The sequence below is a fragment of the Pseudomonas sp. SWRI22 genome (assembly GCF_014268395.2).
Classification (GTDB): domain Bacteria; phylum Pseudomonadota; class Gammaproteobacteria; order Pseudomonadales; family Pseudomonadaceae; genus Aquipseudomonas; species Aquipseudomonas paracarnis.
Genome location: NZ_JABWQK020000003.1, coordinates 731352 through 744794 on the forward strand (window position 1 = coordinate 731352; position 13443 = coordinate 744794).

Annotated in this window: 10 protein-coding genes; 7 read left to right on the forward strand and 3 right to left on the reverse strand. The window is 62.3% G+C overall.

Annotated features, from left to right (window positions below):
* Positions 1 to 15 precede the first annotated feature (15 nt).
* Complete coding sequence (locus HU730_RS26385; RefSeq protein WP_034128734.1) at positions 16 to 927, forward strand: SDR family oxidoreductase; 912 nt, start codon at positions 16 to 18, stop codon at positions 925 to 927.
* Between the two features lie 176 nt (positions 928 to 1103).
* Here the strand turns inward: HU730_RS26385 and HU730_RS26390 are convergent, their stop codons facing one another.
* Entirely contained in the window at positions 1104 to 1328 is a 225-nt protein-coding gene (locus tag HU730_RS26390; protein ID WP_143129381.1) for a hypothetical protein, read from the reverse strand.
* A gap of 79 nt (positions 1329 to 1407) precedes the next feature.
* Between HU730_RS26390 and HU730_RS26395 the strand changes: the two genes are divergently transcribed.
* The 3 genes from HU730_RS26395 (at position 1408) to HU730_RS26405 (ending at position 7776) form a co-directional block, all read left to right on the forward strand.
* On the forward strand, positions 1408 to 3198 hold the full coding sequence (locus tag HU730_RS26395) for a DUF1302 domain-containing protein (protein ID WP_014719872.1): 1791 nt from the start codon (positions 1408 to 1410) through the stop codon (positions 3196 to 3198).
* 27 nt (positions 3199 to 3225) lie between these two features.
* Entirely contained in the window at positions 3226 to 4584 is a 1359-nt protein-coding gene (locus tag HU730_RS26400; RefSeq protein ID WP_034128732.1) for a DUF1329 domain-containing protein, read from the forward strand.
* Between the two features lie 696 nt (positions 4585 to 5280).
* Positions 5281 to 7776, forward strand: a complete 2496-nt coding sequence (locus HU730_RS26405) for a LuxR C-terminal-related transcriptional regulator (RefSeq protein WP_186527660.1) — start codon at positions 5281 to 5283, stop codon at positions 7774 to 7776.
* On the opposite strand, the gene HU730_RS26410 is transcribed toward HU730_RS26405, so the two are convergent.
* Positions 7773 to 8648 (reverse strand): AraC family transcriptional regulator, encoded by an 876-nt coding sequence (locus HU730_RS26410; RefSeq protein WP_186527661.1) that lies wholly within the window; start codon positions 8646 to 8648, stop codon positions 7773 to 7775. The two genes, HU730_RS26405 and HU730_RS26410, sit on opposite strands and share 4 nt — an antisense overlap.
* 136 nt (positions 8649 to 8784) lie before the next feature.
* On the opposite strand from HU730_RS26410, the gene HU730_RS26415 reads away from it, so the two are divergent.
* Complete coding sequence (locus HU730_RS26415; protein WP_096143355.1) at positions 8785 to 9723, forward strand: DMT family transporter; 939 nt, start codon at positions 8785 to 8787, stop codon at positions 9721 to 9723.
* A 52-nt stretch (positions 9724 to 9775) separates the two neighbouring features.
* Here the strand turns inward: HU730_RS26415 and norR are convergent, their stop codons facing one another.
* Complete coding sequence (norR, locus tag HU730_RS26420) at positions 9776 to 11323, reverse strand: nitric oxide reductase transcriptional regulator NorR (protein ID WP_034128728.1); 1548 nt, start codon at positions 11321 to 11323, stop codon at positions 9776 to 9778.
* Positions 11324 to 11470: 147 nt separating this feature from the next.
* Between norR and hmpA the strand changes: the two genes are divergently transcribed.
* Positions 11471 to 12652, forward strand: a complete 1182-nt coding sequence (gene hmpA / locus HU730_RS26425) for an NO-inducible flavohemoprotein (RefSeq protein WP_096143354.1) — start codon at positions 11471 to 11473, stop codon at positions 12650 to 12652.
* 217 nt (positions 12653 to 12869) lie between these two features.
* Positions 12870 to 13376: a disulfide bond formation protein B gene (locus HU730_RS26430; protein WP_034128726.1), complete on the forward strand. Its 507-nt coding sequence runs from the start codon at positions 12870 to 12872 to the stop codon at positions 13374 to 13376.
* Positions 13377 to 13443 lie beyond the last annotated feature (67 nt).

Sequence of the window (13443 nt, forward strand, 5' to 3'; positions counted from 1 at the left end):
CCAGCGGAGTTCGGTATGAGTGAGTCAGTGCAGTTCCAGGATAAGGTGGTGATCGTCACCGGCGCCGGTGGTGGCTTGGGCCAGGCCCATGCGCTGCTGTTCGCCAGGCACGGGGCCAAAGTGCTGGTCAACGACCTGGGGGGGTCAACCCAAGGCGAGGGCGCCAACGCCTCGGCGGCCGACCGGGTGGTGGCGCAGATCCGCGCGGCGGGCGGCATTGCCGAAGCCAACCATGACTCCGTCACCGACGGCGACAAGATCGTACAGAACGCCCTGGATGTCTTCGGCCGGGTCGACGTGGTGGTCAACAACGCCGGCATCCTGCGCGACAAGACCTTCCATAAAATGGATGACAGCGACTGGGACCTGGTTTACCGGGTGCACGTCGAAGGCGCCTACAAAGTCACCCGCGCCGCCTGGCCGCATTTGCGCGAGCAGGGTTATGGCCGGGTGATCTTCACGGCGTCGACGTCCGGTATCTACGGCAACTTCGGCCAGTCCAACTACGGCATGGCCAAGTTGGGCCTGTATGGCTTGACGCGTACCCTGGCGCTGGAAGGGCGCAAGAACAACATCCTGGTCAACGCGATTGCCCCCACCGGTGGCACACGCATGACCGAAGGGCTGATCCCGCCGCAGGTGTTCGAGCGCCTCAAGCCGGAACTGGTCAGCCCACTGGTGGTGTACCTGGGCAGTGACGCCTGTGAGGAAACCGCAGGCTTGTTTGAAGTGGGTGGCGGCTGGATCGGCAAGACCCGTTGGGAGCGCAGCCTGGGTGTGGGTTTTGATCCCGAGGCCGGTTTTTCGCCGGAGGATGTGGCCGCGCACTGGCAGCAGATCTGCGATTTCGAAGGGGCTGCGCACCCCAAGGACAATATTGAGGCGCTGAAGGAAATGATGGCCAACTTGCAGAAGTTCAGCCTCTGATCATTGCCGGTAAATCAATGAATCCCACGGGGCGTCGATGACGCCCCGTTTTATTGCAGGCATAAAAAAGGCCGCTGCATAGGCAGCGGCCGAAGTAAGACGTTGGATCAAGGAGCGACAAATCAACGTCAGTGAACACCGGGAACAGACTGATTACAGGATCAATCCGTTATAAATCAGCTTTTCTCCCCAATGCGGGAGCGGGCCGTTTGCCCTGAAAGCCAGGCAAGAATAATCGGTTGTAACAGAATGAGTAATAGCAGTTCGGGACAAGGACTGTTACCAAATCGACAATAATTGCCCGGCACCATCGATGCCTCTGATAAGCCTTCATCCATCGCATGCATGGCCCGGTCCAGCGCCCGGCCAGAGAACCCCGTCATCCTTTCGAGCGACAACACGAATACCTCCTTGGTGCGCTTATCGCCCCTCAAGGGCGGCAGTAGGGTGGAGCCTTCTGTCACTCACCGGGGAAGACGCATGACAAAAACAATAATGCGCGCCATCTTCACGCCACAGGCGCTGGCCACTGCGGTTGCGCTGGGCTGCTGTGCCCAGGCGCAGGCTGTTTCGTTCAACATCGGCGAGATCGAAGGGCAATTCGACTCCTCGCTGTCGGTCGGCGCCAGTTGGGGCATGCGCGATGCCGACAAAAGCCTGGTCGGCACGGTCAATGGCGGGACGGGCCAGGCGTCCACCGGGGATGACGGGCGCCTCAACTTCAAGAAGGGCGAGACCTTCTCCAAGATCTTCAAGGGCCTGCACGACCTTGAGTTGAAGTACGGCGACACCGGGGTATTCGTGCGTGGCAAGTATTGGTACGACTTCGAGCTCAAGGACGAAGACCGCGAGTTCAAGCCCATCAGCGACCACAACCGCAAGGAAGGCGCCAAGTCCAGCGGTGCGCAGATCCTCGATGCCTTCGTCTACCACAACTACTCCCTGGGCGACCTGCCCGGCACCGTGCGCGCCGGCAAGCAGGTGGTCAGTTGGGGCGAAAGTACCTTCATCGGTAACTCCATCAACAGCATCAACCCGATCGACGTGTCGGCGTTCCGCAGGCCCGGTGCCGAGATCAAGGAAGGCTTGATCCCGGTGAACATGCTGTTTGCCTCCCAGAGCCTGACCAATCAACTGACCGTGGAAGGTTTCTACCAACTGGAATGGGACCAGACGGTGCTCGACAACTGCGGCACCTTCTTCGGCGGGGACGTGGCGGCGGACGGTTGCACCAATAATTACACCGTGGGCAGCCCGGCGATCCGACCGCTGCAACCGGTGGCGGCTGCCTTTGGCCAAGGGTTTGGCGTGACCAATGAAGGTGTGATTGTGCGGCGTGCCGGTGACCGCGATGCGCGCGACTCCGGCCAGTTCGGCGCAGCCCTGCGCTGGCTGGGCGATGACACTGAATACGGCCTGTACTTCATGAACTACCACAGTCGCACACCGACCGTCGGCACCCTGACCGCCAATACTAACCTGGCCACCATCGGGCGCATCATCAACACCGCCAACGCCCTGGCGCCCGGTTCCGGGGGCGGTTTGGCGCAAAGCACCATGCTCGGCCGCGGCCAGTACTACCTGGATTACCCGGAAGACATCCGCCTGTTCGGCGCCAGTTTCTCCACCACCTTGCCCACGGGCACGGCGTGGACCGGCGAAATCAGCTATCGGCCCAATGCGCCGGTGCAGCTCAACACCACCGACCTGACCCTGGCCCTGGTCAACCCCATTGCGGGCCAACTCGCCTCACCCATCCGCAGCAATTTCGGCGATGACAACAAAGGCTATCGCCGCAAGGAAATCACCCAGATCCAGAGCACCATGACCCAGTTCTTCGACCAGGTACTGGGCGCCGAGCGCCTGACCCTGGTGGGCGAAGCGGCGGTGGTGCACGTCGCGGGCCTGGAAGACAAAACCAAACTGCGCTATGGCCGAGACTCGGTGTACGGCGCCTACGGTTTTCAAGGTGACACCGACGGTTTCGTCACCTCCACCTCCTGGGGCTACCGGGCGCGGGCGATCCTTGACTACAACAACGCGATTGCCGGCGTGAACCTCAAGCCCAACCTGTCCTGGTCCCATGACGTCGCGGGCTACGGCCCCAACGGCCTGTTCAACAAAGGCGCCAAGGCCATCAGCGTCGGCGTGGATGCGGACTATCGCAGCACCTACACCGCAAGCCTGAGCTACACCGACTTTTTTGGCGGTGACTACAACACCCTGACCGACCGCGACTTCCTCGCCCTCAGCTTCGGCGTGAACTTCTGATCTGGCTTAAAAGAAGGACAAGACCCTATGCGTAAGATGATTGCAGTGTTGGCCCTGAGCGTATTGGCCGCCAACGTAATGGCGGCGGTATCGCCCGAAGAAGCAGCCAAGCTCGGCACTTCCCTGACCCCGGTCGGCGCCGAAAAAGCCGGCAATGCCGATGGCTCGATCCCGGCCTGGACCGGTGGCATCCCCAAGAATGCAGGCACGGTGGACAGCAAGGGCTTCCTCTCCGACCCCTTCGCTAACGAAAAACCGCTGTTCGTGATCACCGCCGCCACGGTGGACAAGTACAAGGACAAACTCTCCGACGGCCAGGTGGCGATGTTCAAGCGCTACCCCGAGACCTACAAGATCCCGGTGTACCCCAGCCACCGCACAGTCAACTTGCCGGCGGACATTTACGAGTCGATCAAGCGCAGCGCCGTGAATGTGAAGGCGATCAACGATGGCAACGGCCTGGAGAACTTCACCGGCAACCGTTACTACGCGTTTCCTATCCCCAAGAATGGCGTGGAGGTGCTGTGGAATCACATCACCCGTTACCACGGCGGCAACCTACGGCGCATCATCACCCAGGCCACGCCCCAGACCAATGGCAGCTACACGCCGATCCGTTTCGAAGAAGAAGTAGCGGTGCCGCAAGCCATCCCGGATATCGACCCGGCCAAGGCCGCCAACGTGCTCAGCTATTTCAAGCAGTCGGTCACCGCGCCGGCGCGGCTGGCGGGCAACGTGCTGCTGGTGCATGAAACCCTCGACCAGGTGAAGGAACCGCGCCTGGCCTGGATCTACAACGCCGGCCAGCGCCGTGTGCGGCGTGCACCGCAGGTGTCTTACGACGGCCCGGGTACCGCCTCCGACGGCCTGCGCACTACCGACAACTTCGACATGTTCTCCGGCGCACCCGACCGTTATGACTGGAAACTGGTGGGCAAGAAGGAGATGTACATCCCTTACAACAGCTACAAGCTCGATTCGCCGAGCCTCAAGTACGACGACATCATCAAGGCCGGCCATATCAACCAGGACCTGACCCGTTATGAGTTGCACCGCGTGTGGGAAGTGGTCGGCACCGTCAAGCCCAGCGAGCGGCACATCTATGCCAAACGCCATATGTTCATCGACGAAGACAGCTGGCAAGTCGCCCTGGTGGACCACTACGACGGCCGCGGCCAACTGTGGCGCGTTGCCGAAGGCCATGCGCAGTTCTATTACGACCACCAGGTGCCGGCCTACACCGTGGAAACCCTGTACGACCTGATTGCAGGGCGCTACATCGCGCTGGGCATGAAGAACGAGGAGAAGAGCAGCTTCGTGTTCGGCTTCGCGGCCAAGGCGGCGGACTACACCCCGGCTGCACTGAGATCGGAGGGCGTTCGCTGATTCCACACCTAAGTGAGGTTGAAAATGTGTGGCTTGCCTGCGATGGCCATAGGTATCTACACAACTTTGGGGCGACGCTGGACCTGTGGCGAGGGAGCTTGCTCCCGTGACGGCCTGACAGCAGACGCATCTCTACCTGACACCCCAGGATCCAAATGTGGAAGCTGGCTTGCCTGCGATGACGGCCTTCCAGCCGACACAGCTATACCGAGTACATATCCATTCCTGCGGTAACGGCCACTTAGGGTTCCGCTTTTACAGCGGCTCACTTTTGAAAAGCGCAAAAGTAAGCAAAACGCTCTTGCCCCACCACTCGGCACCTCGCTTAGGCTCGGTGTGCCCGTAATCCGCCAGTGATTTGGGGGGCCGCCGCCACGCGCCATCCATGGCGCGGGGCGGCTAAACCGGCATCCCTGCCGGTTTACCCCCCAAATCACTGTCGAATTCCGGCCAGCGTGGTTTAACGGGGCGCCTAAGATCAAAAGCAGATCAAGAGCGGCTCGCTTCGCATCGTGGTTACCGTTGAGCTTACAGAGTTATGTAGATACCTATGGCCATCGCAGGCAAGCCAGCTCCCACACTGAAGGGCGTATACCTTGGTTTTTATGGTCTTCAATCAACCCGCTGAATACTTCTTCAACAACCGCCAACCACAGGTCTAGGGTGACGCAACAATAAAAACAGCAGGATGCAGCAATGACCGCCATGACCCGCTGCCTGGACCGTCCTGGATTTATGCCACGGCTGTCCGCCCACCATGCATTGCGTGCGCGGCTGACTGTGCCTCTGCTGACGGCGCAGGCGCGGGTAAGGTTGCTGTGCGCACCGGGAGGTAGTGGCAAGAGCGCGTTGCTCGCCGAGTGTGCGCTGCAGGCGCCGAAGGGCTGTCAGGTGGTGTGGATGCCACTCAACGGTGCCGCGCTCAGCCCCTTGGAATTCTGCGCACGGCTGGCGCAGCAGCTTGGCTTGCCGTTTGTGGATGAAGCCACGTTATTGCTCGACTTGGGCCGTTGGCCACACACCACGTGGTTGTTTCTGGATGATTTCTGTCGCTCGCCTGCGCCTGAGCTGGATGCGCTGCTGGACCGTTTGCTCGCCGCTGGCAGCCCGCAGTTGACCTGGTGGCTGGGCGCGCGACGGCGCCCGTTGTGCAATTGGCCACGCCTGTTGCTCGACGATGAGTTGCTGGAGTGCAGCGAGTTGTTTTTCAGCGCTGAGGAAGTCGAGCAACTGCTCGCCCCGGGGCATAGCGTCGACAGCGTGATGCAGTTCAGCGCCGGTTGGTGCGCCGGTGTGCGTATCGCCTTGCTGGGCGACGGCCACCCCGACAAGACCCTGCTCGATTACCTGCAGCATGAGCTGTTCAACACCTTGTCGGCGCCATTGGCTGAGGCTTGGCGCGTGCTGGCCCATCTGCCGCGTTTCAACCTGAACCTGTGTGAGTACTTGTTCGGTGGTGGTGACGGCGCTGAGCATTTGCGCGAATTGCAGGCACTGGGTGCGTTTATCCAGCCCTGGGAAGACACCAGCGACTGGCTCCACATTTTCCCACCGTTGGCGCGACTGCTGCGCGACGAACCCTGGCCGGCCAAACGCTCCTGGCACCGACGCGCGTGCCAATGGTTCAGCGCCGAGGGTGACTGGCAGGCCGCGTTCGAGCAGGCGTTGCTGGCGCAGGAATATGAAGTGGCGGTGAGCCTGTTGCAGCACTTCAGTTTCGAGGATTTGTTTCGCCAGCAGAACGCCGTGCTGCTGTTGCGCCTGCATGAACAGCAGGGCGATGAATTGATGTTGGGGTCGGCGCAACTGGTGGGCCTGCTCACGGCCGCGTTGTTGTTTGCCGGGCGCTTCGAACAGGCGGCCTTGTGCATCGACCAACTGGCCCGGTTCGCCCCGCAACCGACGCCCGCCGCGCAGCGCTATCTGCTGGCGCGCTGGCAGGCGCAGTGGGGTTGGTTGCTGCATTTGAGCGGCGACGCCGAACGCTCCCGCGAGCACTTTATCGAAGCCCTGCAAGCGTTGCCCGACAGCGCCTGGACATCGCGCCTGATGTGCCTCTCGGGCCTGACCCAGCAAGCCTTGCTGCGCGGTGAGTTGGAGGCCGCCCAACGCTTGAACCGTGAAGCGCTTTGCCTGGCCCGGGTCCACGGTTCGCTGGTATTGGAGGCCCTGCTGGAGTTGGACCACGCCCAATTGCTGGAGCAGCGTGGCGCGCCGTACCGGGCGCAAAGCCTGTTGGAAACGGTGCAAGCGATGTTGGCCGGGCAACGGCTCAACGCCGGGCCGTTGGTGGGGCGTATTGTTCTGCGCCGCGGGCATCTGGCCTTGCGTCAGGGCCAGGACGGCCTGGCCGCCGAATGTTTCGAGGCCGGCTTGAGCATGTGCCTGCAGAGCCAGGACAAGCGCGTTCTGTACGGCTTTCTGGGCCTGGCGCTATTGGCGGCCAATCGTGGCGACTACGCGCAGGCCTTCATTCAATTACGCGACGCCGAACGCCTGATGCAGCAGCGCCATGTGCCCGACACGGTGTACCGTGCGGTACTGCTGTTGGTCAGTGGGCACTTCTGGTTGCAGCAAGGCCGCGCCGAATTGACGGTGCAAGCCGTGCGCCGGGTGTTGCGCCACTTTCGCGGGCCTTGCGCCAAGCAGGCACCGCCGGCCACCTTGGAGCTGATCCCGCGCCTGGAATATTTGCTGGTACTGGCCGAGGTCAAGCTGGGCTGTGCCGAGCAACCTATCGCACGGCTCAATGCCTTGCTCGACACCTCACGGCAACGCGGCATGCTTTGCCTGGAAACCGAATTGCACCTGGTGCTGGGTGAAGTGACCTGGCAGCTTGGCGACCCGGCGTTGGCGCGTCGGTCGCTGCAAGCTGGCTTGGCGCTGGCAGAGCGTTGCCAGGTGCAGCAGGCGGTCCGCGAGTTGCGTTTACGCGCCCCGGGACTTTTGAGTGAGCTGGGCCTGGAGCCCCAGGCCGCGCCTGCCGGGGCGGCGCAGAACCCGCTGAGCCAGCGTGAGTTGGAGGTGCTGCAACTGATCGCCCTGGGCAACTCCAACCTGGAAATCGCTGATCGCCTGTATATCTCCCTGCATACCGTCAAGACGCATGCGCGGCGTATCCACAGCAAACTCGGGGTAGAGCGACGCACCCAGGCGGTGGCCAAGGCGAAGACGTTGGGCTTGATGGTCTAGGCGCAGAATGCGTGGCGGTATTGGCCCGGCGTGGCGCCCATGGCGTGGCGAAAGCGCTGGTTGAAATGACTGGCGCTGGAAAAACCGCACAGCAAGGCCAGCTCACTGATCGGCAAAACGCTGCTGCGCAGCAGGTTTTTCGCTCGCGCCAGACGCCGTGCCAGCAGGTATTGATGGGGCGGCACGCCGAAGCTTTGGCGGAACATTCGGGCGAAATGGTATTCGGACAGCGCGCACATGGCGGCCAACTGGCCGAGGCTGATGGCGTCTTCCATATGTTGATCGATGTACTCCACCAACCGCCGCCGTTGGTGCGCGGCCAACCCGCCTTTCAAGCGCAAGCCTTCGCGGGCGCCGACCTGGTTGAGCAAGGTATGGCTGAGCAGTTCGTGGGCCAGGCTGCTGGTCAGCAGGCGCTCGCCGGGCTCGTGCCAGTTGAGGCTGACCAACTGGCGAAAACGCTGGGCCTGGAATGGGTCTTCAAGGAAGGTGCCCTCGCGCAAGTGCAACTCCCGTGGCTCCCGGTCCAGCAGGGTGACGCAGCCGAGGGCAAATTGTTCCGGGCTGAAATACAGGTGGGCCAGGCGAATATCGCCATTGATCACCCAGGCCGACTGATGCTCGGCCGGCAGGATGCACAGTTTGTCGGGGCCGCCTTTGAGGCCCGGCTGATCACGCCGAAAGGTGCCCGTGCCACCCCCGATGTAGCAGGACAAGGTGTGATGGCTGGGGGCCTGGTAATCCTGGGCGTCATGGTGGTTGCTCCACACGGCCGCAGCCAACCCGTCACCGAGCTCGGCGCAGGCTTGCAGGCGTGCGTGGGGCGAGCGGTTGAGGGCTTGGAAGACGTGCAGCGATTGCAGCTCTGGCATGGTGTGTTCTCCGACACCCCGCATCCTACGCTCCACGGCTGGCGCTGTGAGCCCATCGCCCGACAAAAGCGCAAGAATGTGCAAGAGCCTGCACGGGGTTGAAGGCCACACTGTGGCTCAATCGACGGAGCCGGCTATGAATCTTTTCCTGTATCTACTCACGGTACTCATCTGGGGCACCACTTGGATCGCCCTCAAATGGCAGTTGGGCGTGGTCGCGATTCCTGTGTCGATTGTCTATCGCTTCGGCCTGGCCGCTCTGGTGCTGTTCGTGCTGTTGCTGCTCAGCCGCAAGTTGCAGGTGATGAACCGGCGCGGGCACATGATCTGCCTGGCGCAGGGGCTGTGCCTGTTCTGCGTCAACTTCATGTGCTTTCTCACCGCCAGCCAATGGATTCCCAGCGGCCTGGTGGCGGTGGTGTTCTCCACGGCGACCTTGTGGAACGCGCTCAATGCCCGGGTGTTTTTCGGCCAGCGGGTGGCGCGTAATGTGCTGATGGGCGGGGCGCTTGGGTTGCTGGGGCTGGGCTTTTTATTCTGGCCGGAGCTGGTTGGGCATACCGCCAGCCCGCAAACCTTGTTGGGCCTGGGCTTGGCCCTGCTGGGCACCCTGTGCTTCTCGGCGGGCAACCTGTTATCGAGCCTGCAACAGAAGGCCGGGCTCAAGCCGCTGACCACCAACGCCTGGGGCATGGCCTATGGGGCGGCGATGCTGGCGACCTATTGCGCAGTACGTGGTATTCCCTTCGAGATGGACTGGAGTGCGCGGTATATCGGCGCGCTGTGGTACCTGGTAATCCCAGGCTCGGTGATTGGTTTTACCGCGTACCTCACCCTGGTGGGCCGCATGGGGCCGGAGAAAGCGGCGTATTGCACGGTGCTGTTTCCGGTGGTGGCGCTGAATGTGTCGGCCGTGGCCGAGGGTTACCAGTGGACGGCGCCGGCGTTGATGGGGCTGGTGCTGGTGATGCTGGGGAATGTGCTGGTGTTTCGTAAGGCCCGTGCGCTCGATTGTTCCCACGCTCTGCGTGGGAATACCGCTCGGGACGCTCCGCGTCCGCTCTCGAGGCCATGATGCGGAGCGTCGGGTGAGGCATTCCCACGCGGAGCGTGGGAACGATCACCGATCACTTGAGGCCTAGCCGCTTGGCCATGCGCCCCAGGTTGGCGCGGTCCAGGCCCAGTTCGCGGGCGGCGCTGGCCCAATTGTGCTGATGGCGTTCCAGGCAGGCGCTGATGAGTTGGCGCTGGTAATGCTCGGTGGCCTGGCGCAGGTCGCCGCTGACCACCGGGAGGGCAGGGGCCGGTGCTTCTTCGGCCGCAGCCGCAGTCACGCCGGGCAAGTCCAGGTCCAGGGCGCTCAGGCTGAGAATCTTCGGGCGCTCACGGCAGTTGCCCAGGGCTTTCAACGCGCTGCGTCCGATCAAGTGCTCCAGCTCGCGCACATTGCCGGGCCAGTTGTAGGCCGTTAGGGCCGCCTGGGCATCTCCGGTCAGGCGCAGGCTGCCCAGGCCCATGCGTGAGCGGTTCTGTTCGAGGAAGAAGCCCGCCAATAGCAGCACATCACGCCCGCGCTCGCGCAGCGCTGGCACTTGCAGTGGGTAGACGCTCAAACGGTGGTAGAAGTCGGCACGGTAGCGGCCATTGCGCACCTCTTCGGCAAGGTCGCGGTTGGTGGCGGCAATCAGGCGCACATCCACCTGGTGCTCCTTGTCCGACCCCAGGCGCTGCAACTGGCCGCTTTGCAGCACGCGCAGCAACTTGGCCTGCACGGTCAACGACAACTCACCCACTTCATCCAGGAACAAGGTACCGCCATTGGCCAGTTCGAACTTGCCCCGGCGCTCGTTCAACGCGCCGGTAAAGGCGCCGCGCACATGCCCGAACAGTTCGCTCTCTACCAAGGTCTCGGGCAGGGCGGCGCAGTTGAGGCTGATCAGCGGTTTGTCGGCGCGGGAGGAGGCGGCGTGGATCGCCTGGGCCACCAATTCCTTGCCGACCCCGGTTTCGCCGGTAATCAGCACGGTCAAGTCACTGCCGCCGACCAGGTTGATTTCCTCGACCAGGCGCTTGTGCGCTTTGCTCTGGCCGATCATTTCCTTGGGCTGCTGGCCACTGGCCTGGCGATAGATCTCGGCGCGCTGGTGCTCGTCTTCGGCCCGCAGCGCCAGGCGCTCGATGCGTTCAGCCACGTTGACGGTGGCCGCGGCGAGGCTGGCGAAGGCTTGCAGGGCGTCCAGCTCGACCCGTTCAAAGCGCTCGGTATCGAGGGCGTCCAGGGTCAGCAGCCCCCAGGGCTGGTCATCGATAAACAGCGGGCAGCCCATGCAGTCGTGGACTTCCAACTGGCCGTGCAAACCGGCGACCAAGCCGTCATAGGGGTCGGGCAATTGGCTGTCACTGTCGAAGCGGGTAGGGCCCGGGCTGCTCAGCAGGATCTCGAAGCGCGGATGTTCGCTGACCTTGAAGCGTCGCCCCAAGGTATCGGCGCTCAAGCCGTCCACGGCCAGCGGCACCAACCACTCGCCGTCCAGGCGTAACAACGCGGCGGCGTCGCAGGGCAGCAGTGCACGCATGGCTTGCAGCAGGCGCCGGTAGCGCTCGCCTTCGGGCAAGTCCCGGGACAGGTCAGCGACCAGCGGCAGCAAGGTGGTGAGCAGGGGTTGTGCAGTCATAATGACTCCTTGTAGTCCTTATGACTATAAATTGTAGGAGGTCATACTGACTACAAAATATTTAACTTGTTGAAAATAAAGGATTTATAAGTTGGCATGATTACTGACTGTTATAAGGCAATCAGTAAGAAGACCCAGGAGTCTCCCATGCTTAGTGCCCAAGACCGTGCAATCATCAAATCCACTGTGCCCCTGCTGGAAAGCGGCGGCGAAGCGCTGATCACCCATTTCTATCGCATGATGCTGTCCGAGTACCCGGAAGTCCGCCCGCTGTTCAACCAGGCCCACCAGGCCAGCGGTGACCAGCCCCGCGCCCTGGCCAATGGCGTGCTGATGTACGCGCGGCATATCGACCAGTTGGACCAACTGGGCGACCTGGTGGCCAAGATCATCAACAAACACGTGGCCTTGCAGATCTTGCCGGAGCATTACCCCATCGTGGGGACGTGCCTGCTGCGGGCTATTTCTGAAGTACTGGGCAGCGAGATTGCCACCCCCGAGGTCATGAGCGCCTGGGGTGCGGCCTATGGCCAGTTGGCGGACATTCTGATCGGCGCCGAAGCGGCCATCTACGACGAAAAAGCCCAGGCGCCCGGCGGCTGGCGGGGGGCGCGGCCGTTCCTGTTGGTCAAACGCGTGGAGGAGAGCGACGAGATCATCTCCTTCTACTTCGCGCCGGTGGACAACGGCCCGATCCTGGCCGCAGCGCCCGGCCAGTACATCGGCCTGAAACTGGTGCTCGATGGCGAGGAAGTGCGTCGCAACTATTCCCTGTCGGCCCTCACCGACACCGGGCTGTACCGCATCAGCGTCAAGCGCGAAGCGGGCGGGCGGGTCTCCAATTACCTGCACGACCAGATGCATGTCGGCGCGACCATTGACCTGTTCCCGCCGTCGGGCGAGTTCGCCCTGGCCGCCAGTGATAAACCGCTGGTGCTGATCAGCGGCGGGGTAGGCATTACGCCCACGCTGCCGATGCTCGAAGCCGCCCTGGCAACCGAGCGCCCGGTGCATTTCATCCATTGTGCCCGTAACGGCGGGGTGCATGCGTTCCGTGACTGGGTGGACACCCTGGCGGCCAAGCATCCGCAGCTCAAGCGTTTCTACTGCTACGCCGAGGATGACGGCATCAGCCCGGCGGCAGACAAGGTCGGGATGCTCAACCAGGAGCAACTGGCGGCCTGGTTGCCTGAGGAGCGTGATATTGATGCCTACTTCTTGGGCCCCAAGGGCTTCATGGCGGCGATCAAGCGGCATCTCAAGGCGCTGGGTGTGCCGGAGAAGCAGGCGCGCTATGAGTTCTTTGGCCCGGCGGCGGCGCTGGAATAGAATTTGGCCAATTGACCCTATCGGCATTATCGCGGGCAAGCCCGGCTCCCACAGAGGATCGCATTGTGGGAGCCGGGCTTGCCCGCGATGGCGTCCGCACAATCACTACATTTGCCACGATTAATCCGCTGTTAACCCCCCTCTGTTTTAACCACTGCCTGTGTGTAAACTTGTTGCCATCAGGCACAACCATAATCAGAGAAAGGGAAAGACGGGGATGATTGACGACATGCGTTTAGGCAGGGAGCGGCGCTTTCTGGTGTTGCTGGGCATCATCTGCCTGGCGCTGATTGGCGGGGCGCTGTACATGCAAGTGGTACTGGGCGAAGCACCGTGCCCGCTGTGCATTCTGCAACGCTACGCCTTGCTGCTGATTGCGCTCTTCGCGTTCATCGGCGCGGCCATGCGCACCAAGGGCGCGCTGACCTTCTTCGAAGGGTTGGTGGTGCTCAGCGCCGTGGGTGGCGTGGCTGCGGCCGGCCACCATGTGTACACCCAGTTCTTTCCCCAGGTCAGTTGCGGCATCGATGTGTTGCAGCCGATCGTTGACGACCTGCCCCTGGCCAAGGTGTTTCCCCTGGGCTTCCAGGTCGACGGCTTTTGCAGCACCCCCTACCCACCGGTCCTCGGCCTGTCCCTGGCCCAATGGGCGCTGGTTGCATTCGTGCTGACGGCGATCCTGGTGCCCCTGTGCATCTATCGCAACCGTCATCCCAAAGCCTGAACCGCCGCGCCTGTCGAACGCTCCGTTGCTTCTGAATGAAGGCGGAGCGTTTTTGTTTGTAGGGATT

Coding starts and splice junctions, on each gene's coding strand:
- HU730_RS26385 (WP_034128734.1), top strand. CDS start 16: ATGAGTGAGTCAGTGCAGTTCCAGGATAAGGTGGTGATCGTCACCGGC.
- HU730_RS26395 (WP_014719872.1), top strand. CDS start 1,408: ATGACAAAAACAATAATGCGCGCCATCTTCACGCCACAGGCGCTGGCC.
- HU730_RS26400 (WP_034128732.1), top strand. CDS start 3,226: ATGCGTAAGATGATTGCAGTGTTGGCCCTGAGCGTATTGGCCGCCAAC.
- HU730_RS26405 (WP_186527660.1), top strand. CDS start 5,281: ATGACCGCCATGACCCGCTGCCTGGACCGTCCTGGATTTATGCCACGG.
- HU730_RS26410 (WP_186527661.1), bottom strand. CDS start 8,648: ATGCCAGAGCTGCAATCGCTGCACGTCTTCCAAGCCCTCAACCGCTCG.
- HU730_RS26415 (WP_096143355.1), top strand. CDS start 8,785: ATGAATCTTTTCCTGTATCTACTCACGGTACTCATCTGGGGCACCACT.
- norR (WP_034128728.1), bottom strand. CDS start 11,323: ATGACTGCACAACCCCTGCTCACCACCTTGCTGCCGCTGGTCGCTGAC.
- hmpA (WP_096143354.1), top strand. CDS start 11,471: ATGCTTAGTGCCCAAGACCGTGCAATCATCAAATCCACTGTGCCCCTG.
- HU730_RS26430 (WP_034128726.1), top strand. CDS start 12,870: ATGATTGACGACATGCGTTTAGGCAGGGAGCGGCGCTTTCTGGTGTTG.